23 protein-coding genes are annotated in these 25,357 nt (G+C 40.6%); 11 read left to right on the top strand and 12 right to left on the bottom strand.

Features of this window, described 5'->3' with window-relative positions:
- Positions 1-143: 143 nt before the first annotated feature.
- The 9 genes from PSR9079_RS20345 to PSR9079_RS20305 all read right to left on the bottom strand — a co-directional run bounded on the left by PSR9079_RS20345 (position 144) and on the right by PSR9079_RS20305 (position 9,514).
- Complete coding sequence (locus PSR9079_RS20345; RefSeq protein WP_149983046.1) at positions 144-983, bottom strand: Tim44 domain-containing protein; 840 nt, start codon at positions 981-983, stop codon at positions 144-146.
- A gap of 212 nt (positions 984-1,195) precedes the next feature.
- Complete coding sequence (locus PSR9079_RS20340; RefSeq protein ID WP_149983045.1) at positions 1,196-1,999, bottom strand: DUF3379 family protein; 804 nt, start codon at positions 1,997-1,999, stop codon at positions 1,196-1,198.
- Positions 1,999-2,556 (bottom strand): sigma-70 family RNA polymerase sigma factor, encoded by a 558-nt coding sequence (locus PSR9079_RS20335; RefSeq protein WP_149983044.1) that lies wholly within the window; start codon positions 2,554-2,556, stop codon positions 1,999-2,001. Before PSR9079_RS20335 ends, PSR9079_RS20340 begins: the two co-directional genes overlap by 1 nt.
- Positions 2,557-2,626: 70 nt before the next feature.
- Entirely contained in the window at positions 2,627-4,273 is a 1,647-nt protein-coding gene (locus PSR9079_RS20330; protein WP_149983043.1) for a BatD family protein, read from the bottom strand.
- Entirely contained in the window at positions 4,267-6,192 is a 1,926-nt protein-coding gene (locus PSR9079_RS20325; RefSeq protein WP_149983042.1) for a vWA domain-containing protein, read from the bottom strand. The genes PSR9079_RS20330 and PSR9079_RS20325 overlap by 7 nt, the downstream gene beginning before the upstream one ends.
- The gene (locus PSR9079_RS20320) at positions 6,192-7,178 is read right to left on the bottom strand and encodes a vWA domain-containing protein (RefSeq protein WP_145240351.1); all 987 of its coding nucleotides are present in this window, start codon (positions 7,176-7,178) and stop codon (positions 6,192-6,194) included. The genes PSR9079_RS20325 and PSR9079_RS20320 overlap by 1 nt, the downstream gene beginning before the upstream one ends.
- A complete protein-coding gene (locus tag PSR9079_RS20315) occupies positions 7,171-7,608 on the bottom strand; it encodes a DUF4381 domain-containing protein (protein WP_145240353.1) in 438 nt (145 codons plus the stop codon). The genes PSR9079_RS20320 and PSR9079_RS20315 overlap by 8 nt, the downstream gene beginning before the upstream one ends.
- 1 nt (position 7,609) lies before the next feature.
- Positions 7,610-8,554 (bottom strand): DUF58 domain-containing protein, encoded by a 945-nt coding sequence (locus tag PSR9079_RS20310; RefSeq protein WP_145240355.1) that lies wholly within the window; start codon positions 8,552-8,554, stop codon positions 7,610-7,612.
- Between the two features lie 3 nt (positions 8,555-8,557).
- Entirely contained in the window at positions 8,558-9,514 is a 957-nt protein-coding gene (locus PSR9079_RS20305) for an AAA family ATPase (RefSeq protein WP_064667661.1), read from the bottom strand.
- 285 nt (positions 9,515-9,799) lie between these two features.
- On the opposite strand from PSR9079_RS20305, the gene fadI reads away from it, so the two are divergent.
- The 3 genes from fadI to PSR9079_RS20290 all read left to right on the top strand — a co-directional run bounded on the left by fadI (position 9,800) and on the right by PSR9079_RS20290 (position 14,068).
- Positions 9,800-11,110 carry an acetyl-CoA C-acyltransferase FadI gene (gene fadI / locus PSR9079_RS20300; protein ID WP_145240359.1) on the top strand — a complete coding sequence of 437 codons (1,311 nt, stop codon included), beginning with the start codon at positions 9,800-9,802 and terminating at the stop codon, positions 11,108-11,110.
- Positions 11,110-13,404 carry a fatty acid oxidation complex subunit alpha FadJ gene (gene fadJ / locus PSR9079_RS20295; protein WP_149983041.1) on the top strand — a complete coding sequence of 765 codons (2,295 nt, stop codon included), beginning with the start codon at positions 11,110-11,112 and terminating at the stop codon, positions 13,402-13,404. The genes fadI and fadJ overlap by 1 nt, the downstream gene beginning before the upstream one ends.
- 145 nt (positions 13,405-13,549) lie before the next feature.
- A complete protein-coding gene (locus PSR9079_RS20290) occupies positions 13,550-14,068 on the top strand; it encodes a GNAT family N-acetyltransferase (protein ID WP_149983040.1) in 519 nt (172 codons plus the stop codon).
- A gap of 53 nt (positions 14,069-14,121) precedes the next feature.
- Here the strand turns inward: PSR9079_RS20290 and PSR9079_RS20285 are convergent, their stop codons facing one another.
- Positions 14,122-14,508: an MmcQ/YjbR family DNA-binding protein gene (locus tag PSR9079_RS20285; RefSeq protein WP_149983039.1), complete on the bottom strand. Its 387-nt coding sequence runs from the start codon at positions 14,506-14,508 to the stop codon at positions 14,122-14,124.
- Between the two features lie 202 nt (positions 14,509-14,710).
- On the opposite strand from PSR9079_RS20285, the gene efpL reads away from it, so the two are divergent.
- The 7 genes from efpL to PSR9079_RS20250 all read left to right on the top strand — a co-directional run bounded on the left by efpL (position 14,711) and on the right by PSR9079_RS20250 (position 22,242).
- On the top strand, positions 14,711-15,283 hold the full coding sequence (efpL, locus tag PSR9079_RS20280) for an elongation factor P-like protein EfpL (protein WP_145240366.1): 573 nt from the start codon (positions 14,711-14,713) through the stop codon (positions 15,281-15,283).
- 402 nt (positions 15,284-15,685) lie between these two features.
- Positions 15,686-16,414: an RDD family protein gene (locus PSR9079_RS20275; protein WP_149983038.1), complete on the top strand. Its 729-nt coding sequence runs from the start codon at positions 15,686-15,688 to the stop codon at positions 16,412-16,414.
- The gene (locus PSR9079_RS20270) at positions 16,411-17,355 is read left to right on the top strand and encodes a stage II sporulation protein M (protein ID WP_149983037.1); all 945 of its coding nucleotides are present in this window, start codon (positions 16,411-16,413) and stop codon (positions 17,353-17,355) included. Before PSR9079_RS20275 ends, PSR9079_RS20270 begins: the two co-directional genes overlap by 4 nt.
- Positions 17,345-18,811: a hypothetical protein gene (locus tag PSR9079_RS20265; protein WP_149983036.1), complete on the top strand. Its 1,467-nt coding sequence runs from the start codon at positions 17,345-17,347 to the stop codon at positions 18,809-18,811. The genes PSR9079_RS20270 and PSR9079_RS20265 overlap by 11 nt, the downstream gene beginning before the upstream one ends.
- Positions 18,801-19,946 carry a hypothetical protein gene (locus tag PSR9079_RS20260; RefSeq protein ID WP_149983035.1) on the top strand — a complete coding sequence of 382 codons (1,146 nt, stop codon included), beginning with the start codon at positions 18,801-18,803 and terminating at the stop codon, positions 19,944-19,946. The genes PSR9079_RS20265 and PSR9079_RS20260 overlap by 11 nt, the downstream gene beginning before the upstream one ends.
- On the top strand, positions 19,943-20,926 hold the full coding sequence (locus PSR9079_RS20255; RefSeq protein ID WP_149983034.1) for an AAA family ATPase: 984 nt from the start codon (positions 19,943-19,945) through the stop codon (positions 20,924-20,926). Before PSR9079_RS20260 ends, PSR9079_RS20255 begins: the two co-directional genes overlap by 4 nt.
- Positions 20,923-22,242 carry a DUF58 domain-containing protein gene (locus PSR9079_RS20250; RefSeq protein WP_149983033.1) on the top strand — a complete coding sequence of 440 codons (1,320 nt, stop codon included), beginning with the start codon at positions 20,923-20,925 and terminating at the stop codon, positions 22,240-22,242. The genes PSR9079_RS20255 and PSR9079_RS20250 overlap by 4 nt, the downstream gene beginning before the upstream one ends.
- A gap of 47 nt (positions 22,243-22,289) precedes the next feature.
- Here PSR9079_RS20250 and PSR9079_RS20245 read toward each other — a convergent pair whose 3' ends face one another.
- Complete coding sequence (locus tag PSR9079_RS20245; protein WP_149983032.1) at positions 22,290-22,766, bottom strand: DUF4234 domain-containing protein; 477 nt, start codon at positions 22,764-22,766, stop codon at positions 22,290-22,292.
- Between the two features lie 86 nt (positions 22,767-22,852).
- On the opposite strand from PSR9079_RS20245, the gene PSR9079_RS24290 reads away from it, so the two are divergent.
- The gene (locus PSR9079_RS24290) at positions 22,853-23,161 is read left to right on the top strand and encodes a hypothetical protein (protein WP_149983031.1); all 309 of its coding nucleotides are present in this window, start codon (positions 22,853-22,855) and stop codon (positions 23,159-23,161) included.
- A gap of 8 nt (positions 23,162-23,169) precedes the next feature.
- Here PSR9079_RS24290 and PSR9079_RS20235 read toward each other — a convergent pair whose 3' ends face one another.
- Entirely contained in the window at positions 23,170-25,302 is a 2,133-nt protein-coding gene (locus PSR9079_RS20235) for a putative bifunctional diguanylate cyclase/phosphodiesterase (protein ID WP_246175623.1), read from the bottom strand.
- Positions 25,303-25,357: the final 55 nt, after the last annotated feature.

Raw genomic sequence — 25,357 nt, 5'->3', positions numbered from 1 at the left:
TTAAAAAGAAAGGGTTCATCACTTCAACTGCTGGAAAAAGCCGAACGATAAAGCTATTGATAGGAATAAATCAGTTGCCTGAATTTAAGTAAGGCAACTGATCAGAACTTCTGTGAACGAGTACTAGAACCTAGAACCTAGAACTACGCGTCAATTAAATCTTCAACACCAACAATCAGCCAAGGCGCATCATCGCTGGTGGCACGCTCTAAGTGCCAAATTTCTAAAATAGGCTGTTCTTTATTATCGCCTAAGTCACGGTACTTCCCTTTAAAACGTACACTTACTTGCCATTTTTGTGCATCGGTATCGGCACGTACAAGTTCTGCATCAATAAACATCACGTCAGTTGCAACGCTGTCAATCGCCTCACGTTCCGCTTTAAATTCAGCGACTAGTTCAGGGCTTAAGTATTCAGCCATCGTTGCATAGTCAGCATTATTCCATGCTGTTTGCAAAGTATGATAATGGCTACGCGCACCTTGTAAAAAGCCGTTAGTATCAAAGTTAGCGGGTAAATTAAACGGTACGTCATTGGTTTGACTAAATCCACTTGTAGTGGTGTGCTCAGGCGCAGTTTGTCTCATTTGCGGTGCAGTAAATGCTCCTTGGCCGTGCGCCATTACAGGGGTGTTTTTACGACGTATTATACCGATGACAAGTTTAAAGATAATAAAGGCAATACCTGCCATTAAAATTATCTCAAGTAGTTGCATCCCTTCAAAGTCATCGCCCATCATTGCGGCGATTAATCCACCGGCTAATAAGCCGCCAAAAATACCTGCCATCATGCCTTTTTTGCTTGATTTTGGTTTTGCAGCAGGGGCGAGGGTATTGGTATCTGTTTGTTGTTTTTGTGCGGTTTGTTGTGTTTCTGGTGTTTGGCCACGTTTTTTACTACCAAACTTTTTACGTGCTTGTGCATCAAAACTTGCAGTACATAGTAGAGCAAGCAATGAAAATATAACAATCAGGTTTTTCATGAAGTTCCTTAAAACAAATTAGAACGGCGATTCTAAAGTAGTTCAGGAATTAGATAAATAGCGACAAACTGAATTAGTTCTAAAATGCTCAGTAGCTTGGTCAATAGACTAATTTAAAAGCAATTATTGGTTCAAGCAGGAAGAATATAACGATTGTTTCGCGAAGGTATAAATTGCATTGCCGTTATAATAACGGCAATGCAAAAGGAAGGTTAATTTAACCAGCGGATCGCACCATTAATACGATCATTGTAATTTTCTAATGGCGCACCAAGACTTGCTACTAAAATAGTATCTGCGTCAGCACCACGGTTAATATGGCCTTCAAAACGATCGTCTTGAAAATCATCGTCGCCGATGCCAAACGATTGCTGTTTTGATGGCACTATAAATACCGTCATCGGGCCATAGTCTGATTCAAAAACCAGGTGTAATCCCTTTTGGCCTTTAAAGTCACAAAACATTAGGTAAGTCACTTTACCTGGCAATTCATCTAAATGGCCGCCTAACACAGCAAATTTTTCATTTACCGTTGCTAAGCTGATTGCTTCGGTCTTTTGCAGCGAATTAATTTCATAGTAAACATGAGCAAGCGCATGTTCGCCAGCTGCGTACGCAACATTTTGTTCGCTGCTAAATAAAAATGCTCCCACAGCCACTAATACTGAGGCTGCCATGGCAAGTGGTAAACGAGCACGTTTAAAACGTGTACTTGCCTCAACTACATTATCTGTTCGTTGCGGCGGTGTTTGCACGCTGGTATCAGCTGGTGCTTGGTTGAGTTGCTCAGTTGTGACCGACTCGTTTTGTGCATGCGCTGCGGTGTTTGCCAAAATACGCTCGGCAAGACCTGCTGGCACCGGTACGTCAAGTGCATTGGCAAGCTCTAAATCAAAGGCCTGCATATCATTAATAAATTCTTGTCGCTCAGAGTGTTGCTCTGCAAACTCCACAAGCTCCCTATCTGTGCTGTTTGGCTGTGCGCTAATTCGGCGACGAAACTCGAGATCATCCATTAATTTGATGCCCCTTTAAGTTGTTCATCATCACGGCTCAATGCCTCTTTTAACTGGTTTCTGGCGCGGTATAAACGCGTCATAACCGTGTTTTTATTTAAATCTAATATTTCTGCTATCTCTTCACCGGAGCAGCCCATAACGACTTGTAATAATAATGGCTCGCGGTATTCATCAGGTAACTTAGCGATTTGACGTTGGATCACTGTTTGTTCCATTTCGTCATCCAAGGTGACGCTTTTTTCGTCAACTAAGGTGTCGTTTTCAACATCGCTATAATCAAATTGTTTGCGTTCAAAACGACGGGCATTTTCCCGGCGTAAAATCGTCAATAGCCATGGCTTAGCTGCTTTTTGATCTAATAATGAATCCAGAGATCGCCAAGCACGTAAAAATGTTTCTTGGACAAGATCTTCGGCAATATTAGGGTCGCGGCAGAGCCAATAAGCAAAGCGATATAATTCGCTATGATAAACATGAACAAGTTTTTCATAGCGTGTTTTTTTCTCTGCCATATCAACTAAGACCTGACTTTTAGAGTTTTCATTTCCAAGCATAAGCACTTTTTTTATTTATTTTAAGTTATTTACTATTTGAGCGCGGGGATTGCTCCCCGTCACTTAAACTCTATTTATAAAGTCCTTTTAATACAGCTTGTTGTGATTTTTTTTGTACTTTACGTTGCTCTTCTAACATGCCGACAATCGCAATTAAATCAACATCTGTATCATTAGGACTATAGAGTGCAGCCCGTAGTTTAGCAATATGTTGACTAAGCTGTGCATTATCAGCTAGTTGTTCAAGCTTGTCTATTGCACCGCTCGATTGTTTTGTTAAGTGCATTGCGTAACGATTTAGCGCCTGATAAAAGGCACTTACATCATTGCTTTTAGCGTGTTTCTTTAATTCATCTAATGAAATTGATGAATCACTATGGGTTACTGTCGGCTTTGCTTGCATCAAGCTGCGCTGAGATTGACTGCGCCACCATAAAATCAAGGTAATAAACCATAATAAATAACCAATCACACTGATAATAATTAACCATAGCGGATACTGATTTATCGGCGTTGCTTGATAACTTATTGCTGCAGTATCTGTTGTTGCGCTTTGTAATGGCGTAAGTGGCTGCGCAGCAACGGCTGCTGGAGAGCTTGTGCTACTAGGTGTTACTGTAATAGTACGAGCTGGTAATGTTGCATAACTGATCCGGTTAATCTTAGTGTTATACCAAGGCACGCTTACCTCTGGCAGTGTATAAGTGCCTGGCATCTGCGGTAACAAAGCGTACGAGGCTGTTTGTTGTGATATTACCCGACCATCGCGAACCAAATGATTATTTTCTTTTTCATCTGGGTAACTGCGAATACCTTTGATTTCAGGTAGTTCAATATCAGGTAGTTGCTCTTTGGTGATACCAAGTGCAGTTAAGGTCAGCGTTCGCGTAATAGGTGTACCCACTTCTACTGTGTCGTCAGCGGGTTGCCATTGCTCATCTAAATTAACTAATTCACTAGGCAGCCATGCACCTTGGTAGTCACTTGGTATCGGTTTAATTTCAATATCGACATTATCACCCAGTGCAGATACATCTAATTGGCGATAGTCTTGGCGAATTCGACCTTGAAAAGTTGGTGCTTGAATCGTGTAACTACCACTTTTTTGGGGCTGTACTAAATACTCGCGAGTGATCACTAAGTAACGCTTACCATCAACAAGTTCATAGTTTTCAGTCTGCTTGCCGATTTGACTTAGCTGCGCATCGGGCATCGCGGGGGCACTTAAATTACCATCAAGTAACTCTTTGGCAAGATATAGCTTAACCGTGTAAAGCCCTGCCTCTTGAACAAATAGGCTGTCACTTGAAAGCGATGCTTTAATAAAAATATCGTTGTTTTGCTGCGCATCTTTACTGCGTTCAGCCACTTTTAATGCAATGGGCGCAGAGCTGACACCTGCTACACTAAATGCTGGGATTGTATAATCACCGGCAGTGCGGGTCATAAGTTTAATAGACCAAGTGGTTTCTTTTGAAATACTACCATTAATGATGTTTGTGCGGGTGCTGACACTGGTGCGGCCAACCACGAAGTCTTTTAACAGGACTGAGGTATCAGGTTGATCATTTTTTATGGTGTCATCTGCACTGATATTGAGCATAAAAAATTCACCCGCTAGTACCGGGTTTTTATCAACACTGGCTTGTAATTGCGTAACGGCCCACGAGGGCATAGCGCTGATAAGCAATAAACAACAGATTAATCGCATTACCATGATTTTTCGACTCCTTGTGGACGGCGTTGATTGTTTCGTTTTTGGGCTTCTAATTGCATTTTGTTACGTAACAGGATTGCGGGATCATCGGGTACTTTTCGCAATAACTGACTAAGCTGCTGCGCTTTCTCTTTTTCTTCGTTGGTAAGCTCTGCGGTTTGTGCTTGCACAGCTTGCTGCTTTGCCGCTTCTTCAGCTTGTTGCTGTTGCTCAGGAGTCATTTGTGGCTGCGCCTGCTTATCATCGTTTGCAGAGTCATCTTTGGGCTCGGTTTGCGCATCTTGTTGCTGTTGCTCATCAGTTTTATCACCTTGCTGAGGTTCAGCCTCCATTTGTGGATCGTTTTGCTTATCAGTTTGTTGATCAGATGGATTGCCATCTTGCTGTTTATCATCAGTCTGCTGTTCATCACTTTGCTCAGATTCATCGCTTTGTTGAGATTGCTGATCCTGATTTGGCTGCTCACCTTGCTGTGACTTATCTTTATTTTGCTGATCTTGACCTTGTTCACCATCTTGGCTTTTTTGGTCTTGATCTTGATCTTGTTCGCCGTCTTGGCCTTGTTGATTTTGCTGCTGTTGATTTTTCAATTGCTCAACAAGTGCCTGATTTTCTTTTGCTTGGGTAAAGTCGTCTTGCAAAGTTTGTGCTTGCTGATAGGCGGCAATTGCTTCGTCTAGCTTGCCTGCCTTTGCTAGAGCATTACCGTAATTATATAAACCAGTGGCGCTTTTATCTTGGCTAAATTGTGCCAAAGCAGCATCAAAATTACCTTGCTGGTAAAGCGCAGCGCCTTTTAATTGACTAGAATTTGCTGTGGCAGCTTGCTCATATTCACCCTGTTGATAAGCGTCCAGCGCACGTTGATCTTGATTTTTAAATACCGAAGGCAGCTCTACTGCATAAGCATTGTGTTGCGGTAAAAAGCTCACCACTAAAAATGCAGCTGCAAAAGCTCCTCGGCGAAAAATCCACAGCATCATTGGCAGTAAAATAAACAAGCCATAAATCCCCGCATCAATACGCCAGAGCGCTTGACTTTGTTTTTCATTTTTCAGTATTTCACTATTTGCACTGGGAGCAAAAATTTGAATATCGCGGGCACTCGGTTGATAAGTCGCAAATTTACCGCCACTGTTTCTTGCTAGACCATTAAGCATGCTGATGTTGATGGTGGGCACCACAATTTGCCCGTAACTATCTTTTAAAAACCCACCTTCAGGAAGTTTAATTGGCGCGCCTTGCTCAGTTCCGATACCGTAAATGTTTAATCGATAAGGGTTAGCGTCTGTAAATTGGCTGATATCTTGTTGCTCACTTTGTTCAATACCATCTGTTACTAAGATAATGTCGCCTTCGAGGTATCCGGCTTGTGTTAATAACTCTTTTGCAGCATCAAGCCCAGCAAGTACGTTGGAGCCTTTATCAGGCATGATATCTGGGCTTAAACTTGGGATCAGGTTTTCGAGCGTGGCGGCATCATTGGTTAGCGGCGAAATGGTATAAGCAGTGCCTGCATAGGCCACTAACGCAGTGTCACCTTCTTTAAATAGTTTGATCATATCCAGCGCTTTGAAGCGCGCTTGCACTAAACGACTGGGCGCAATATCCGTGCTGTACATCGATAGCGACATATCCATCACAATTACACGGGCATTTTTGCTTTGAAATACCGGCACTTGTTTTTCTTCAAAACTGGGCCCTGCGCTAAAAATGACGGCTAACACTGCAAAGAGGGCAATTAGCCACATGGGTTGCGTGTTTTTTTTGTTGTTGGTGTTGATCACAAATTTTGCTAAGTGAGCTGCTATTAATTCACCTTGGCTGGTTTTCTTGTGCTTTATCATTGCAATAGTAAACACTAAACACACAGGAACTAATAACCACAATACGGTCGGGCGGATAAATTCAAAGTCCATTAGGCCTCCTGTCTTAATGCTTTTGCACTGATAAACATAACGCGCAGACCAATCAAGGTCAGTGCAATTAATAAAGGGAAGTAAAATAACGCACTTTGTGGGCGAAAGGTTTGCTCATCAGCGCTGATCGGCTCGAGTTTATCAAGTTCTTGATAAATTTGTTGTAAGCCGGCAACGTCTTTTGCGCGAAAATAAAGGCCGCCAGTTTGTTCGGCAATACGTTTTAGCAGGGTTTCATCTAAACTACCTCCGCTCATGCCACCCATATTAAATAAGCTAAAGCCACGCGGATTATCAGAGCCTACGCCGATGGTATACACTTTAATGCCTTCTTCGCGGGCAAGCAGTAGGGCTTCTTCTGGATCTAAGTTACCGGCGGTGTTTTGACCATCTGTTAATAACACCACAATGCGATTGCTTTCATCTTTACTGGCAAAACGTTTTACTGATAAGCCCAGCGCATCGCCAATGGCGGTGGCACGGCCAACCAAGCCTATTTGCGCTTCTGATAGCATTTGGCTTACGGTTTTAACGTCTCGCGTTAGTGGTGTTTGTAAAAATGCCGTATCACCAAATAAAATCAGCCCTAAACGATCGCCTTGACGTTGCTCAATAAAGTCACTTAATACCGCTTTTACCATAGTTAAACGGTCAACATATTGGCCCTGATAAGCCATATCTTGCTCGGTCATTGATCCTGACAAATCCACAGCTAGCATGATATCGCGGCCTTCGTTAGGTAAGGTAATTGGCTCATCAAGCCAGGTTGGGTTAGCTAAAGCGGTGACTAAAAGCAACCAAACCAACCATTCAAATATACTAATACCACGCGCCTGTTGCTGGACAACTTGCGCGCCTAAATTGTGTTTGGCGAAGCTTGGAATACGTAAGCGGGTATTACCTTCACTGTGTACTGGCTTAAATAAGCGCAACAACCAAGGCAGCGGTAATAATACAAATAACCAAGGCCAGCTAAATTCAAACATTCAGCGGCTCCTTTAATTTAAATTGCACAATGGCGAGTTTTAATTTCTGTGCCAGCGCAGTTTGATTGCTTTGTGATTGATAAAGGCTCATCAGTTCGTGTTCAGTAAATTGTTGTCCGGTCAGCTTATTTAGAGTAATACACCATTGTTTTGTGCCTTGTGATGCAGCACTTTGCTGATAATAATGTAAAACCAGGCGTTTAATTAAAATATGTAGTTGCTGGGCATCTTCTGCGTGTTGTTCACTGAGGGAAATAGCTTGGCGTTTGGCTTTTTTAAACTGCCGCGCCCGGTACAACTGGTAACTTATAAAGCTTACAGTTACGAGTAACACGACAATGATGAGCCACCAAATAGGTGCTAAAGGCCACCAAGAAACATGGCTTGGCACAATCACATCATGGAGGCCAGCTAATGGAGAGGTTTGCATATTACTTTCTCACTAATTGCAGCTCAAGAGGTGTGGCTGCATTGAATGATATTAAATTAAGACCCGATTTAGTTAAGCGTTGCATTCGTGTGGTAAATGCTTGCTCAGCAGTTTTAGCAAATTTATCACGAAAACTTTTATCCATCAGCGGTAACGCAAAGTCACTGCCGTTGGCGCTCACCGTGACTGTTTGTTTAAACGCCGGTAGCTGATGCTCAAATGGGTCGCTAATATGGCAGCCGATCAGTTCACAATGTCGACTCAGTATTTCTAGTTGTTTAAAACTGGCATCATCAAGGGCGCTAAAATCTGACACCAAATAGACTAAGCTGCCCGGCTTGGCTAAATGATTCAAACGTTTTAGATTATCACTGAGTTTATTGTCTGCGGGCTCATCAATCTGCGCGAGTGCTTGCTGGTGGTTATTACACAAATTGTGGCATAGTTTTAACACGGCTTTTTCGCGGGCGCTGGGCTTGAGCTCTAAATGACCGTGTTGATTAAACACTATGCCACCGATGCGATCGCCGCGTTGGCACGCTGACCACGCAACCAAGGCACTTATATGCGCCGCTTGCACAGATTTAAGTAATAGCTTTGAGCCAAACAGCATTGAATTAGAAAAGTCTGTAAACACAAACACTGGCCGTTCTTTTTCCTCTTGAAACAACTTAGTGTGTGTTTCGCCAGTACGTGCTGTAACGCGCCAATCAATTGAGCGAATATCATCGCCTTGTTGATAATGACGTACTTCAGCAAACTCCATACCACGGCCTTTATGAGGCGCGAGATATTGGCCGGTCAGGCTATTTCTAATTTTAACTTTTGGCGCAAGCTCTAATAAGCGAGCTTTCGCTTTATAATACATCAGCTCTTTCAAGCCTAAGTCGACCCCATGGCTATGACTTAGGCTGAGCCACTGTTGGTTATCTAATTGGCTTTGCATGGTTTATGGCACGGCAACAAGTTCTAAAATACGGCTAATGACTTGATCTTTAGTAACGCCATCGGCTTGTGCTTCATAACTTAAAATAATGCGATGGCGCAGAACATTATGTAACACAGCTTGAATATCATCTGGAGCAACAAAGTCACGACCTTGTAACCATGCATGAGCACGGGCACATTTATCTAAGGCTATGGTGGCACGTGGACTTGCGCCATATTCAATCCAGCTGCCTAATTGGGCGTCTAGTTTTGCGCCTTCACGCGTTGCAATAATAAGTTGCACTAAATATTGCTCAAGTGGCTCAGCTAAATACAGCCCTAAAATTGCTTTGCGAGAGGCAAATAAATCGCTTTGACTAATTTGTTGTGCTGGTGCTTGATGCTCGCTCAACGCTTCGCCACGGGTCAGGCGTAAAATATCAAGCTCATGCTCGGCGCCTGGATAATCAATACTTAGGTGGAGTAAGAAACGGTCTAATTGCGCCTCTGGTAGCGGGTAAGTGCCTTCTTGCTCCAGTGGATTTTGGGTTGCCATCACCATAAATAAATCCGACAGCGGATAAGTGTTTTTACCAACCGTGACTTGGCGCTCAGCCATGGCTTCTAATAAGGCTGATTGTACTTTAGCTGGGGCACGGTTAATTTCGTCGGCTAAAATTAGGTTATGAAATAGTGGGCCTTTCTCAAAAACGAACTCGCTGGTCTGTTGGCGGTAAATATCAGTACCGGTTACGTCAGCAGGTAATAGATCTGGGGTAAACTGTACGCGTTGGAATGAGCCTTCAACGCCTTTGGCTAATGCATTTACTGCGCGAGTTTTAGCAAGCCCTGGAGGGCCTTCTACTAATAAGTGACCATCGGCTAAAATAGCAATAAGTAGTGCTTGCGTTAATTCTGGCTGGCCAATAATTTGGCTATCTAAATAAGTTTTTAATTGTGAAAATACGTTAGTGGCCATAGTAAAAAAACTGTCCTGATTTGCAAGGTTTATAAAAGCTTAACTAGTAATATGGGTAAATAGTTTATAACACAAGTGTTAGACTCAAGTTTTCAAAATAGTTCGTTATTTTTTAACGATTTTTACCCTAGCATAGAAAGCGCAGTATTTTTTGTAAATATGCTAAAAAAAGCCTATGGTTGGTAACTAATTATACTATTTTCAATTTCGCTATTGGCTTTAGCACACGGGTTGTTTAGAATCGAGGAAAACAAACAGGTCAGACCTGTCAGCGGGAGAGCATTAATGTCTGAGCAAAATATACTAAAAACAGCAAAGGGCGATCGTATTGCCATCGTCAGTGGTTTACGTACGCCATTTGCTAAACAAGCAACTGCATTTCATCATGTACCAGCCCTTGATATGGGGAAGTTAGTCGTTAACGAAATGCTTGAACGCCTTAACTTTGATAAATCTGAAATTGATCAATTAGTGTTTGGTCAAGTAGTACAAATGCCAGAAGCGCCAAACATTGCCCGCGAAATCGTATTGGGTACTGGCATGCCAGTATCTGTTGATGCGTACTCCGTATCACGTGCTTGTGCTACTAGTTTTCAGGCGATTGCTAATGTGGCTGAATCAATCATGGCAGGTTCGGTGCAAGTGGGTATTGCTGGTGGTGCAGACTCGTCATCGGTATTGCCAATCGGCGTAAGTAAAAAATTAGCAGGTAGCCTTGTTGATCTTAATAAAGCACGTACCTTAGGTCAGCGCTTAAAAATATTCTCTAAGCTGCGTTTAAAAGATTTATTACCAGTACCGCCTGCGGTTGCAGAATATTCAACTGGTTTATCTATGGGCCAAACTGCCGAGCAGATGGCAAAAACTCACAGTATTAGCCGTGAAGATCAAGATGCCTTAGCTCATCGTTCACATACTCTTGCTAGCCAAGCATGGGCAGATGGTAAACTTGCTGATGAAGTGATGACTGCACATTTACCGCCGTATAAAAGTTTTATCGAACAAGATAATAATATTCGCCATAATTCAACGGTTGAAGGGTACGCTAAATTAAAACCAGCGTTTGACCGTCAGCATGGCTCAGTCACTGCTGCAAACTCAACACCGCTAACTGATGGTGCAGCAGCGGTATTAATGATGAGCGAAAGTAAAGCCAAAGCATTAGGCTATAACATTTTAGGTTATGTACGTAGCTTTGCATTCTCTGCCATTGGTGTGAATGAAGACATGCTAATGGGGCCGGCTCATTCAACGCCTGTTGCCTTAGCGAGAGCTGGCATAACGCTTGCCGATCTTGATTTAATTGAAATGCACGAAGCCTTTGCAGCACAAACGTTAGCGAACATGAAAATGTTTGCCTCAGATAAGTTTGCGCAAGAAAAACTCGGTCGCAGCAAAGCGATTGGTGAAATTAACATGGATAAGTTTAACGTTTTAGGCGGTTCGCTTGCATATGGTCATCCATTTGCAGCCACCGGCGCACGACTTATCACCCAAAGTTTACATGAACTCAACCGCCGTGGCGGTGGCTTAGCACTAACAACTGCGTGTGCCGCAGGTGGCTTAGGTGCAGCCTTTGTATTGGAGAGTGCGTAATGACACAGTCAGTATTTAATTTAGACGTTGATGATAGCGGTATTGCCGTTGTCACCATTGATGTGCCGGGCGAAAAAATGAATACCCTGCGCGACACTTTTGCAGATGATTTAACAGCCTTACTTGATGACGCAAAACAGCAGTCAGTGAAGGGCATGGTATTCATTAGTGGTAAAAGCGATAACTTTATTGCTGGTGCTGATGTAAAAATGCTTGATAACGTGCAAAGTCGTGATGATGCACTGGCGATCAGCGAATTATGCCACCGTGCATTTTTTGATATGAAAAAACTGCTATTTCCAACTGTTAGTGCCATTCATGGTGCGGCATTGGGTGGTGGTTTAGAATTTGCCTTGGCGTGCGATTATCGCGTATGTACAGACAGTGATATCACTAAACTAGGCTTACCTGAAGTACAACTTGGTTTATTACCCGGTGGTGGTGGAACGCAACGCTTGCCTAAACTGGTTGGTTTGCAAAAAGCCCTTGAGTGGACGTTAACAGGTAAACAAATTCGCGCTAAACAAGCTAAAAAATCGGGTTTGGTAGATGATTGTGTACCACAGACCGTATTGCTAAAAGTAGCAAAAGAATTTGCTTCAAAAGGTAAAGCGAAAGCGGGCAAGCCTAAGCTTGATCGTATTAGCCAATTATTAGAATCGAATCCGTTTGGCCGAAACTTCATCTTTAAAAAAGCACAAGAAAATGTACTGAAAAAAACCGGTGGTCATTATCCTGCGCCGTTGGCTATTATCAAAGCAATACGCGCAAGTGTTGAGCTGGATGAACTAAAAGCTTATAAAACAGAAGCGGAAGGTTTTGCTACTTTAGTAATGAGCAGCGAATCAAAGTCATTACGTGGGATATTTTTTGCCACCACTGAAATGAAAAAAGAGTGGCGCAACGACGACGCTCCAGCAATCACTAAAACAGCCGTACTAGGCGGCGGTTTAATGGGCGCAGGTATTGCCCATGTTAGTGCTGTAAAAGCCGGTGTACCAGTTCGTATCAAAGATGTTGCAGAGCAGGGCATAAGTAATGCCATGAATTACAGCTATAAAATTTTAGATAAAAAGCAAAAGCGCCGTATTTTATCTAAGGCTGAACTGCAACAAACTATGAACCGAATTACTGGTACAACTAACTACAGTGGTTTTAAACACATTGATTTAGTGATTGAAGCGGTATTTGAAGACCTAAGCCTTAAGCAAGGTATGGTGGCAGATGTAGAACGTGAATGCCAAGCAAACACAATTTTTGCTAGTAACACGTCATCATTGCCTATCTCACAAATTGCGGCAGAAGCTGCCCGTCCAGAGAATGTAATTGGCTTACATTATTTCTCACCAGTTGAGAAAATGCCATTGGTTGAAATCATTCCACACGAAGGCACCTCAGAAGAGACTATCGCCCGGATTGTAAATTTTGCCCGTAAGCAAGGTAAAACACCAATCGTTGTTAAAGATAGCGCAGGCTTTTACGTTAACCGTATTTTAGCGCCTTATGTGAATGAAGCGGCTAACTTATTACTGGCAGGTGAGCCAATTGAAAAGATTGATGCGGCACTCGTTGAGTTTGGTTTCCCTGTTGGACCATTAGCACTATTAGACGAAGTCGGCATTGATATCGGCTCTAAGATTGCGCCAATTCTTGAAAAAGAACTCGGTGATCGTTTTAAAGCACCCGATGCGTTTTCACGTTTAATTGATGCCAAACGCTTAGGCCGGAAGACTGGCCGTGGTTTTTATCTTTACGATAAGAAAGCTAAAAAAGTAGACGAATCAGTTTACGAATTACTCGGCGTGAGCCCATCACCACGTTTAAATAAAAGCGAAATTGCTAAACGTTGTGTGGCACAAATGCTTAACGAAGCTGCCCGCTGTTTAGACGAAGGCATTATTGCCAGTCCTCGTGATGGTGATATTGGCGCAATCTTTGGTATTGGCTTCCCGCCATTTTTAGGTGGTCCATTTAGCTATATGGATAAACTTGGCGCAAACAAAGTAAGCTCAGAAATGGCTACTTTTGCTAACTTTAACCCGGTATTTGCGCCGTGTGCAGCTTTAGTTTCGATGGCTGATGCTGGTGCAAGCTTTTATCAGCCTGAGTCTGCACAGCCAAGTAAAGCAGTTGTGGTAGAACAAACCGTGGCGGCTACGCAAGACGTTACCGATGTAGAACCTGTCGAAGCGGTTGAGGCTCAAGAAGTTATTGTTCCGCCAGCGCCAGCTACTGAAGCTGAATCGGTAACCGACACGCCCCCAGCCGATGCAAGCGATGATAAAGTGAAATAGTATTTAATTGCTAGTTATAAAAACGCACGGATAGTTTGAAGTGCGTTTTTTTATGCCTAGAATTTAAAAAATTTAGTTGCTGAAATCATTTTGCTTTGTTGTTATAACAGGGGCATCCCTAACTGATACCGCGTAAAGACGAATAATGAACATCAGCACTGCAAGATTACAATTGAGGCTCCTTGAACAAGACGATTGGGCGTTTTTTTTAGCTTTGCATGATGAGCCATGCGTTATTGAAAAATGTTTTGACAGGCCTTCTGATACGCAAATACGTAATAAGTTTATGCAGCGGTTGGCGCCGTGGCACCCTACAGCCAATCAGTCTTTGTGTTTGATGATCATTGAAATAAAAACAGGCAAAAAAGTGGGCGTTACAGGGCTTACAACATCCTCATCAAACACTCCCGAAGTTGGTTATCTGTTAATGCCTGAGTTTTATGGTCAAGGTTATGCAACTGAAGCACTACAAGCATTTTTAACATGGGCGACGACAGCGTTTAACATTCAACAATTTACTGCTGTGGTTACGAAAGGGAATGTAGGCTCAGAAAAAGTGTTGACTAAATGTGGCTTTAAGTTAGTTAGCGTTGAACCGTCAGCTTACGAAATTGGTGGGGTATTATTTGATGATCATCATTTTTTACTAACGTGTACGCAGTAAGGCTAAGTTGTACTGAACAAGTAGCTTGCGCAGTACAACATTAAAATTTTGACTTACATATGAATTTCAATCGCTTTGCGATCTTTTTCCGGCATATTGGCAACCACTAAGTTAAATGAATTATCAATCATACGTTCAATTTCACCTTGCGGGATTGAGCCATCTAAAATAACAGTATTCCATAACCGTTTATTCATATGATAGCCTGGGATCACTGAAGGAAAAATATCACGAAGTGATTGCGCTTCATCCGGGTCGCATTTTAAATTCATCCACCAAATAGGGTTGCCGTCTTCGTCAGTTTCCCCTTCGTTGCCCACCGATAAAGTGGCAAACATTTTATGGTTTACTTTATATACATCAACTTCTTGGCCGAAAGGTTTGGTAACCATAACCAGAGGTTTTGTTGCTAAATACTCATGTGCAGTGTGCTGATCCATGATCCAGTCCTTGAGGTCATTTTTGGTAGTTTAACCATAGCAGCTTTTTCGTAGTTTAGTCATGAAAAATCGATTAATAGGTAAAATTTATGAGTAAATACAGGCCCTACGAGAAAAATAGCGGTATGTGATATTTTCTTATTGAAGAAAATCCAGTTCGTGGTATGTTTCTGGGGATTTATAAATTATAGGAAATACACTGATGCCAAAGGCAAGTGAAGTTAAAAAAGGTACTGCGATTGAGTTTAATGGCCGCGTTTTAGTGGTTAAAGATATTGTTCGTTCTGTACCACAAGGCCGTGCTGGTGGAAGTTTGTACCGTATGCGCTTGTACGATGTAGTAACTGGTAGCAAAGTAGATGAAACATTCAAAGATAGCGACATGTTAAAACTAGCTGATTTAACTCGTCGTGAAGCAATGTTCTCGTATTTAGATGGCGAAGAATACGTATTTATGGATAACGAAGATTACACGCCATATAACCTTAATAAAGAAGCGATCAGCGAAGAAATTTTATTCGTCAACGAAGAAACCCAAGGCGTGCATGTCATTGTAATTGATGGCGCACCAGTAGGCTTAGATTTACCATCAAGTGTTGAACTTGTGGTTGAAGAAACAGACCCTTCAATTAAAGGTGCTTCAGCGAGCGCTCGCTCTAAACCTGCACGATTATCAACTGGTTTGATCATTCAAGTGCCGGAGCATATTTCTACAGGTGACCGTATCCGTATTAATACCGCAGAGCATAAATTTATGGGCCGTGCTGAAAAATAATAATCTTTACGTCTTTTGCAGTATTAATCCATCAAACACCCAAGCTATTTAATTAATTTAAGTAGCTTGGGTGTTTGATGGACTTCGTAGGTATATTCTTTATTTAAAGCAGGGTGAGAAAAAACTCTTGAACTAAATTGAATAATCAATCCCCTCCACACTTAAATCCCCTCTATGTTTTGTTATTTTTACCGAGTTTATAAATACCTCAAAAGTAAACTAGAAATGGCTGAAGCGGTTAAGTCCAGCTACTTAATGTTTTTCATGATTAAACATTTTATACTAAAGGAATATTGAAAAATAACACAAAAACGCGCATTATAACGCATCATTTCCTTGGTTGAATGTTACTTCTTTCGATACGTTCAACTTTATGTAATCATCAAATTTGTAGTAAATGTAATGCTAAACCATGGATTGGAAAATAGGGCGTTTGTTAAATTACCTGAAGGTGTGGATATAGCTATCACATCCGCTGGATTGGTTTCGCGTAGTTACGCCTACATCATCGATTTTATTCTTCGCACAATTTTGATAGCCATTATCGCTACTGTGCTTATGTTATTCGGCGATTTTGGGGAAGGTATTTTACTTGTCATGTATTTTTTAATTTCATGGGGGTATAACATCTTTTATGAAGTTAAAAATGGCCAGACCCCAGGTAAAAAACGTCTAAAAATTCGTGTTGTTCAAGATAATGGCTTACCTCCAACCTTTTCACAAATTGTTGTAAGAAACTTAATTCGCCCCGCAGATATGCTGCCTGTTGGTTATTTTCTTGGTTTAATTGTTATGTGTTTTAATCCCCGTTTCAAACGCATCGGTGATTGGGCTGCAGGAACTATCGTAGTTTACGAAGAAGACGCTATGAGTCGGGAGTTATTACCAGACGGGCCAGCTGAAGTACCTAGCATTGCGTTTAGTACCGAAGAGCAATTAGCTGTTTTAGACTTTACTGAGCGTGCCCATGAACTTTCTCCTGCAAGACGTCAAGAAATAGCAAATATTTTATCCAAGCCATTAAATATCGAAGAAAATGATAGTGTTGAAACATTATTTAATTACGCAAGGCATTTTGCTGGGCAGAATAATATCAACAGTGGTCGCTCCAATAGTGAGAGTAAGCAATGAAGCAAACTCAATTTGTAAATTTAAACAGCCAAATATGGCAACAATTTCAAGCATATTGCGAACTAAATAGTACTTTTCCTGAAGACTTTCCTAAATTATATCGAAAAATTTGCAACGATTTAGCCATCGCAAGAAGTAGGCAGTACAGTCCTTTACTAATTCAGCAGCTAAATCAGCTGGTACAACAGGGTCAAAAAACACTGTATTTATCCCGCAAAAACCAATTTTCAGAAATTTGGCAAATAGCCCGCACCGCTTTTCCTCGTGCTTTGTACGAAAATCGTTTCATGTTAGGCGCTAATTTGTTGGCATTTTGGGGGTTGGCGGTTATTGCTTTTATTTGGGTCACCCTTTATCCAGATGCCGTTTATACTTTTTTAGGTCAAAGTACGGTGCTTGAAATTGAAAAAATGTATAACCCAACTGGAGCTGTTCAAACAGAGACCCGTGCTCCTGACAAAGATATATTGATGTTTGGTGTCTATATATATAACAACATCGGTATTGCCTTTCAAATGTTTGCAGGGGGAGTTTTACTTTGTTTCGGTGCTGTATTCTTTTTGCTATTTAATAGTTTTTATTTCGGCGCCATTGGTGCGCATATTGTCAATGTTGGTTTTGAAAAAACATTTTTCTCGTTTGTTATTACTCACGGTTCGTTTGAATTAACAGCGATTATTATTGCCTCTGCCGCAGGATGTCAGATTGGCTACGCGTTATTAAACCCAAGCCAATTTACACGCAGTTATGCTATGAAAAAAGCGGCTCAAACAGCACTGCCATTAATTGTTGGTGCTTTTGTTATGTTAGTTTTAGCTGCCTTTATTGAAGCATTTTGGTCGCCCCGTGCCATTGCTCATGAAATTAAATTCGTCGTAGGTACTGTGTGTTGGACATATGTAATTTATCGATTGTATAGAGGTATGCGCTATGGAACTTAATCGTCTTAGCTTTAATCCTCGAAAACGCGGCGCCTATGAAACGTTTGATTTGACGGTATTACTTACTAAACAACATTTTTTACCGTTATTTAGTTTGTATATTTGTTTAGCTGTGCCAGTGTTCATCCTTGCCGGTGTATTGTTTGGTTGGTCATGGAGCGCCTTTATTGTATGGTTTTTAAAACCGTTATTTGAACGGCCAATTTTAGACTACATGTCAAAAGTAGTGTTTAATCAACAGGCAACCATTTCGAGTAGTTTAAAATCAATCCTGAAGCTGCAAGCGGGTGACATATTCATCAATATGACGCTTTATCGACTGAGCCCTAACAGAGCTTTTTTAGCACCTGTAACACAGTTAGAAAGGCTAGATGGCCGTCGTAAAGAAATGCGAAAACAGGTGCTGTTTGCAACATCAAAGCCCAAACAAACGCTTTGGATGATGTTTTGCGTACATTTTGAATTTATCTTAATGATCGGTATTTCTGCGATTATTTTTACCCTTATTCCAACGTCGTTGTCACTTGAAGAGCCATTGTATCAAATATTAGAAAGCCCTTTGTGGATGGAAATTGCAATTAATAGTGTGTATGTGATCAGTGTCGCTTTAGTCGCACCATTATTTGTCACCGGAGGTTTTATGGCCTACTTGCACCGCCGTATAGATTTAGAAGGCTGGGACATTGAGCTAACCTTCAAAAATATGCGGGCCAGATTAAATACTTTATTATCAATTGCTTGCTTGTTTTTTGCTTGCTGTTTGTTTGCTGTGCCGGGTAAGTCAATGGCAGAGCCAATAGATAAGTTAATTATAAAAGAGCAAGTTTCTACACTTTATGCGCAGGATGATGTTATCGAAAAGAAAACCACTTGGGTACCAAATTTTGATTTAGAAAAGGACTCTTCAGCGGATGGTGATTATCGTTGGCTTGCTAATTTTTTCAAGAGCTTAGGCAATTTTCTTAGTTATTTTATTTGGTTGCTAATTGTTTTATTTGTGTTGTGGTTGGTGTATTTATTAGTTAAAAAGCGTGGCTTCTTCTTAGCACTAGAATTACCGAAAAGACAAAAAAATCAGCATCGAGAACATATAATCCCAACCATGTTTGCTGATATTAAACCGCAAGACTTACCTGAGGATTTAATTGCAGCAGCAAGGTCAGCATATCAGGAGAATAATCAGCGTCTAGCGCTTGCTTATTTACTGCATTTTTCGCTTCGCTGGGCGCAGAGCACTCATCAAGTAAAATTACACCGTTCGATGACCGAAACAGAGTGTAAATCAGCAATTGATGCAAAAGTCACTGAGCAAAGCAAAGATGTTTTTACTCAACTTTTTTCAGCTTGGGTAAAAGTGGCTTGGGGCCATCAATCACTTAATTTTGATTTTAACGTATTAATAGCACAAATAGAGGCTATGGCATCAGCAAACAAGGAGCAAATAAATGAAGCTTAAGTTTGTGGTGGTTTTTTTGTGCTGTGTGTTAGTTTTTTTTATTGGCTCAGCGTTGTTGTCAGCTGACTGGCAAAAAGAAGAGATTGAAATAGGTTTTCACTCCGAAGTTAGCAAAGATAATTTCACAATGGCGCAGAGATTATTAGCTGAACATGGGGTGCTATGGAAAAAAGAAAAGCAATTAGATAACAATAATCAACAACCACTTATTATTGATCACCGCAGCATGTTAATTGTCGATGAAGCGGCGCTTAGTAATTCGCACACACTTGATCAGCAATTGTCCCAATGGGTGAGTGAAGGTGGGCGTCTTGTTTATATATTAAATAAGCAAAGGGATGAACTTGGTTTAGACAATACTTTTACCTTTCAAGATCTTGGGATTAGTGTAAACACGAGTGAAGGGATTTTTGAAAATCATTTTGTGATGGTAAAAGAGGGGCAGAAAAATAGCGTGTTAACGCTCAATGAAAATACCCAACTGGATTTAGAATTGAGTCAGGCATTTGAAATTGAAAACTGCCCAGGTATAGCCACCAAAAATAGTGATGATCAAGTTATCATGTGTGATTTTAAATTTGGTGATGGCCGTATTATTGTGATGCCGTCTCTAGCTCCCTTTACAAACTATCAGTTGCGCCATTTAGATCATGGCAGTTTACTGGTTTGGTTGAGTCAGGGGGTTGATGTAATAACTTATGTTCCTTATTTAAGTTACCCTAATTGGTTTGCTAAGTTATGGCAATGGAGCTGGCAGTGGGTGATCTGTGTGATGCTATTGATGTTATTATTTATTTGGCATATTAGTAGTCGTATTGGTCGCGCTTATGCGCCTGATTTAATTTTAACCGTAGGCTTTAAACACCACATTCGAGCGATTGCTAATTTTTATATAAAGCACGGTTTTGAGCAACGCTTGTTTACTGCATTAAAAAAAGATTTTAACGCCAAAGTAGAAACTAGGATCCCTCACTTCAAATCACTAACCGAAGTTCGCCAAGCAGAGATAATCGCCAACTTAGTGCATTTTGATAAGCAACAGGTAGCTGAGCTTCTAAGTGTTGAATTGCCAGAATCTCAGCAACAACGAACAGAGTATATTAAACTATTTAAACAATTAAGGAATGCCCTATGAGCACCGAATTTGCAACAGGACAAATAAGCTTAACGGATGCGGCGCAAGCAGTTAAGCAAGTTAAGGATAATATCTCCCGTGTGTTAGTTGGACAAGATGCCATTATTGAAGATGTGTTAACTGTGTTATTTGCAGGAGGTCATGTATTACTTGAGGGAGTACCGGGCCTTGGCAAAACTTTACTTGTAAGAGCATTAGCGAAGAGCTTAAGTGTGTCGTTTTCACGAGTGCAATTTACACCCGATTTAATGCCGTCTGATGTCGTAGGACACAGTATGTATGATATGAAGTCAGGCGATTTCAATATAAAAAAAGGCCCAGCATTTACCAATATTTTGCTTGCTGATGAAATCAACCGAGCACCTGCTAAAACTCAGTCAGCTTTATTGGAAGTAATGCAAGAACAACAAATTACCATTGATGGCGAAACCTTATCTATTGACTCACCGTTTATGGTACTTGCAACGCAAAATCCGCTTGATCAAGAGGGGACTTATCCACTGCCTGAAGCTGAGTTAGACCGCTTTATGATGAAAATTGAATTGGGTTTTCCATCATTAGAGGCCGAGGTTGAATTGTTAAAGCTCAACACCAAAGTTGTTTCGAATGAGTCAGAAGTTAGCCAATTGCCGGCAGTATTAAGCGTCAGTAATATTGCTCAGATTAAGCAATTATGTGCTGACATTTTAGTAGATGAAAAGATTTATAATTATGCGGTGGAGTTAGTTCGTAGTTCGCGAACATGGCAAGGAGTATTACATGGTGCTGGACTGCGAGCATCAATCAACATTATTAAAGCAGCAAAAGTAATGGCATTGATGAATGGCCGAGATTTTGTTATCCCTGATGACGTTAAGCTAGTGGTACCTAACATTTTACGCCACCGCTTGATACTTTCAGCCGATCTAGAGTTAGAAGGGGTGTCTTTTAATGAAGTGATTTCAGCAATACTAGCCAGTGTTGAAGCGCCTAGATCATGATCCGCACTAAGTTACGACCAGCAAAGCGTTTGTTGCAGCTGGTTTGCGCATTAGTTTTGCTGTTACCCATATTAATCTTTACTGAGACAGCGAGTTTATTAACTACAGTACTCATTGCTGGACTGCTTGTACTAGCGTTATTAGATTATTTGCCTACTCGCTTCAAACATAAATTAAGTATTGAGATAAACACCAATCAAAACATGTCATTGGGGCGTTGGCAACCAGTAAAACTAAGTATTAAAAATACTTCAGAGCAATTATTAATTACTGATATAAGTTTGCACCTAAGCAATGCGATTGAGCTATCTGAATTATATACCAGCGTAACTCTGGCAGAAAATGAGCAAGCTCGTTTACAATGGAGTATGTGCGCACATCAACGCGGAGATGCGCAATTGGCTGCCGTTGAGCTTAGAATTAGTTCACGGTTAAAGCTGTGGCAGGCAAATTGGATAATACCGCAAGATTTAGCGTTAAAAGTTTACCCAGATTTTAGTCGAGTTGCTCAAAATCAAGCGCTTAATGGGGTGACAAACACACCAATAAGTGGTTTAAAACTGACAAAAAAACGAGGTGATGGTATTGAATTCCATCAACTTAGGGAATACCGACAAGGTGACAGTATTAAACAGATAGACTGGCAGGCTACAAGTAAACGTCGCAAACTAATTTCTAAAGAGTACCAAGAAGAACAAAATCAGCACGTTGTTGTAATGCTTGATGCATCGAAGAAGATGAATATAGATACCATTGCGGGTACTCACTTTGATCACGCATTAAATGCTTTGCTCTTACTTGCTCATACAGTACTCAAACAAGGGGATTGGTTTAGCATGCAAAGTTTTAATCATGATATTCGCTGGTTACCTAATGTTAAAGGTGCACAGAATGTATCGCGTGTGATGAATCATTTTTATGATCTGTACCCTGACCAAAGTAGCAGCGATTACCTTGTTGCAGCTAATCAATTAATCGCAAAAAGAAGTAAGCGTTCTTTAGTATTACTTGTTACGACATTTGATGATCAAAGCTTAGAGGAGGTGCTTCCAGCTATAAAGTTATTGCAAAAGCATCACCTTGTTGCAGTTATTAACCTCTCAAATCATGCATTGACAGAAGTACTTGCAGAGCCAATAGAGAATTATGATTATGCTATGACCTATTGTGCTGCATTAGATTTATTAAATACGCACAAAGCTAATATGGCAAGACTTAAAAAAGAAGGCGTTATCGCAATTGATACACAACCACAAAAGTTGCTTCCTAATGTGCTAAATACATATTTGAATGTAAAGCACTCAGGAGTGCTTTAGAAACAGGTTGAGATGAAAAAGGCATTAAAATAATGCCTTTTTACTTTTTATTTCTGTTGATCAATTGCTTCGTTAATTTTGTACTGGAAGTAAATTATATTAAAGAAGAAGGTTAAAACGCCATTGAGCTTAACGGGTTCACTACTACCTTTATTGATTAGTTCTGAAATAGAAGAACGTAACGAAAAAATAAAGATTAATCCGACCACGATAGAAGCTAGCGAAATAATAATTGACAACACTGGCAGTGCTCCCGTAAAAGAGAGAATTAAATTCACTACGTATAAAGCTAAATAACCATATATCAATCCTTGGCTAATTTGTTTAGTTGCTAATGCATTGGCTTTATTGGTTCTGCTTATTAGCCAATATACACCATAAATTCCAAAAGTAATGACTGCTAAAAAGAACACTCCCCAAGCCGAAAAACGATCAAAATTTAAAACAGGTTTATCTCCGCTTTCATTATTTTTGGTTAGGTTTGCTGCTGGTGCTTCGTATACATTTGAAGTATTTTCTGACATGATATCTCCTAGAAATATTTAATTATCCTTTAAATGTGTATTGCACACGCAAATACACGGATAGATAATAGCAACAGTAATAGTTTTTGTATATCATTCTTGTTACTGAAAGAATTAAATATTCTGATTTTATTAGTGAAAATAAAGAACTAATTATTGTACATTGCAGGTTAATTTTAAGCGGTATGGGTGTGGTGAATTTGCAATATTTATTGATCAGTGTTGTATCTATTGTCGTTATGTATGCACAGGCAATTAAAAAAGGTATGCCAGTTAAACGCTGGTTGCTGCTAGCAGGGTTGTTAGGCCCCGTTGCATGGTGCTTGTTTAACTTACATTATCGTCGTGCATTAGTGCGCTGCGTGGGTATACAAGCGTGCACATGGCGACCTTAGGCTGTCATTTACGCCTGTTGTACTAAACTAAGTGCCGCTTGGTTTTGTTGTTTCTTCAAAAATTCTGTAAATTCAGCTCGCGATAAAGGTTTTGAATAATAGTAGCCTTGCATCGTTTCGCAATTAAGCTCTTTTAAGATTGCAATTTGCTCTGCTTGCTCAACCCCTTCAGCCACCACATGTAAATCTAAGTTATGTGCAATAGTAACTATTGAGTCAACCATATTACGGCCTCGCTCTGTTTGCATATCATCAATAAACGCTTTATCAACTTTTAGGGTATTAAGTGGAAACTGCTTTAAATATGCAAGTGATGAGTAGCCAGTGCCAAAGTCATCCATGGCTAAATGAATACCACGGGCACTGAGAGAGCGCATGATCGAAATAGCATCTTGTGGGTCGTCCATTACCGTACCTTCAGTAATTTCAAGTTCTAAAAAGTACGATGGCAAGGCGTGATTTTGTAAAATCACATCAATACGAGTAGTTAGATCCGGTAGGCTAAATTGTTTAGCAGACAAGTTTACCGCAACTCGGCCATTAAATAAGCCAGCATCCAGCCAGGCTTTAACATCACGGCATGCTTTATGAAGTACCACTTCACCAATTTCGATGATTTGCCCGGTTTCTTCTGCGATGGGGATAAACACACCAGGGCTAATAATGCCTTTTTTCGGAGTAATAAAACGCACTAAGGCTTCCATTCCAGTGAATTTACCGGTGCGGATATTCATTTTTGGTTGGTAGTAAACTTCAAAATGATCTTCTTTTAAACCAAATCGCATTAAGTTTTCAATTTGCAGGCGTTTTACTGCTTGGCGGTTCATGGTGTCGTTAAAGAATAAGTAGCTATTACCTTTCTTTTTCGCATGGTACATCGCAGTATCGGCATTTTTAAGCAGTAGTTCTGGGGTATTGCCATCTTCTGGGAATAACACAATACCGACACTTGAAGTGATCACTAATTCGTGACCTGCCATTTTAAATGGCGTGGCAATGGCGGCTAAAAACTGTTTTGCCATTCTGGTAATGGTATGAATATCGTTAGTGCCAGACATAACTAAGGCAAATTCATCGCCACCTAAGCGGTAAAACACATCTTTTTCACGGGTGAGTTTACTCAACCGCATTGCTAGTTTTGCCAGTAAACTGTCGCCTAGTTGATGCCCTAATGAGTCATTAATTTTTTTAAAGTTATCTAAATCAAATACTAGTAATGCATGGTGGCTGTCTTGTTTTGCCAGCTTTTTAAGATCGGTAAAAAATAGATTTCGGTTAGGTAAGCCAGTTGTACGATCGCGATTTGATAAGTTATGTAGTTGTGATTCGGCTTTTTTACGCTCGGTTAAATCTGAATATACAATGACATAGTTACAAATTTGATTATGTTCATTCTTAATTTCATCGATTGAGATTTCAATCGGTAGTAGTTTTCGCTCACTGTTGCGCAGTTTAACTTCTTGTTGCCAATGGTCGGTAAGACGAACAGTATTTTTAATATCATCAATATAACTTTGCTCGTAACCTGGTAAGGTAAATGGCTTGTTTAAATAGTTATCTCGGTTCCCACCAAACTGCGATAAAAAGCTGGGATTAAGATCAACCAGGTTAAAGTTTTTATCGTAAATGGCTAATGCATCAGTGAGTGATTCAACACATTTAGCGAATAAGTTAAGGCGTGCCTCGGTTGATTTTAATTGCGTGATATCGCGTACCGTGCCAGTCATTCTTAGCGGGTTTAAATTGGTATCTTTTTCAATGATCTTGCCTCTGTCGAGTACCCAATGCCAGCGATCAAAGCTGTCTTTAATGCGATAGCTGGCTTCAAAGAAAGCGGTTTGCTCCGCAAAGTGTTGCTTTAACAGTAATTCAACTTGCGCTATATCATTAGGGTGAATAAGGGCTTTATTAGGTGGAATATCAATGATGGTATTTCTATCCATCATGTATTTATCGTTAATGCGCAGTACTTCACCAGTTTTGATATTCCAATCCCAAAGTGTGTCACCACTGCCTTCAACCGTGCTTTTTAAACGCCGTTCAGAAATACATAATTGGCGTCGTGAGCGGCGTAATTTGTAGATTGTGAATAATAAGTAAGGCAGCACTAACGTAACAAATGCACTCGGTAAATAAAGCATTAAAGTTTGCTGATCGACTAATTGCTCGCTATAGCCCAATGGGCTAAAGCAGAGT

This window comes from Pseudoalteromonas rhizosphaerae (assembly GCF_902498845.1).
GTDB classification, from domain to species: domain Bacteria; phylum Pseudomonadota; class Gammaproteobacteria; order Enterobacterales; family Alteromonadaceae; genus Pseudoalteromonas; species Pseudoalteromonas rhizosphaerae.
Note: the sequence above shows the minus strand (reverse complement) of the source record. Positions and strands in the feature narration are given on the sequence as shown.

Coding starts and splice junctions, on each gene's coding strand:
- PSR9079_RS20345 (WP_149983046.1), bottom strand. CDS start 983: ATGAAAAACCTGATTGTTATATTTTCATTGCTTGCTCTACTATGTACT.
- PSR9079_RS20325 (WP_149983042.1), bottom strand. CDS start 6,192: ATGGACTTTGAATTTATCCGCCCGACCGTATTGTGGTTATTAGTTCCT.
- PSR9079_RS20330 (WP_149983043.1), bottom strand. CDS start 4,273: ATGGTAATGCGATTAATCTGTTGTTTATTGCTTATCAGCGCTATGCCC.
- PSR9079_RS20250 (WP_149983033.1), top strand. CDS start 20,923: ATGATCCGCACTAAGTTACGACCAGCAAAGCGTTTGTTGCAGCTGGTT.
- PSR9079_RS20310 (WP_145240355.1), bottom strand. CDS start 8,554: ATGCAAAGCCAATTAGATAACCAACAGTGGCTCAGCCTAAGTCATAGC.
- efpL (WP_145240366.1), top strand. CDS start 14,711: ATGCCAAAGGCAAGTGAAGTTAAAAAAGGTACTGCGATTGAGTTTAAT.
- PSR9079_RS20260 (WP_149983035.1), top strand. CDS start 18,801: ATGAAGCTTAAGTTTGTGGTGGTTTTTTTGTGCTGTGTGTTAGTTTTT.
- PSR9079_RS20255 (WP_149983034.1), top strand. CDS start 19,943: ATGAGCACCGAATTTGCAACAGGACAAATAAGCTTAACGGATGCGGCG.
- PSR9079_RS20285 (WP_149983039.1), bottom strand. CDS start 14,508: ATGGATCAGCACACTGCACATGAGTATTTAGCAACAAAACCTCTGGTT.
- PSR9079_RS20320 (WP_145240351.1), bottom strand. CDS start 7,178: ATGTTTGAATTTAGCTGGCCTTGGTTATTTGTATTATTACCGCTGCCT.
- PSR9079_RS20265 (WP_149983036.1), top strand. CDS start 17,345: ATGGAACTTAATCGTCTTAGCTTTAATCCTCGAAAACGCGGCGCCTAT.
- fadI (WP_145240359.1), top strand. CDS start 9,800: ATGTCTGAGCAAAATATACTAAAAACAGCAAAGGGCGATCGTATTGCC.
- PSR9079_RS20290 (WP_149983040.1), top strand. CDS start 13,550: ATGAACATCAGCACTGCAAGATTACAATTGAGGCTCCTTGAACAAGAC.
- PSR9079_RS20305 (WP_064667661.1), bottom strand. CDS start 9,514: ATGGCCACTAACGTATTTTCACAATTAAAAACTTATTTAGATAGCCAA.
- PSR9079_RS20235 (WP_246175623.1), bottom strand. CDS start 25,302: ATGCTTTATTTACCGAGTGCATTTGTTACGTTAGTGCTGCCTTACTTA.
- PSR9079_RS20315 (WP_145240353.1), bottom strand. CDS start 7,608: ATGCAAACCTCTCCATTAGCTGGCCTCCATGATGTGATTGTGCCAAGC.
- fadJ (WP_149983041.1), top strand. CDS start 11,110: ATGACACAGTCAGTATTTAATTTAGACGTTGATGATAGCGGTATTGCC.
- PSR9079_RS20270 (WP_149983037.1), top strand. CDS start 16,411: ATGAAGCAAACTCAATTTGTAAATTTAAACAGCCAAATATGGCAACAA.
- PSR9079_RS20335 (WP_149983044.1), bottom strand. CDS start 2,556: ATGCTTGGAAATGAAAACTCTAAAAGTCAGGTCTTAGTTGATATGGCA.
- PSR9079_RS20340 (WP_149983045.1), bottom strand. CDS start 1,999: ATGGATGATCTCGAGTTTCGTCGCCGAATTAGCGCACAGCCAAACAGC.
- PSR9079_RS20275 (WP_149983038.1), top strand. CDS start 15,686: ATGCTAAACCATGGATTGGAAAATAGGGCGTTTGTTAAATTACCTGAA.
- PSR9079_RS20245 (WP_149983032.1), bottom strand. CDS start 22,766: ATGTCAGAAAATACTTCAAATGTATACGAAGCACCAGCAGCAAACCTA.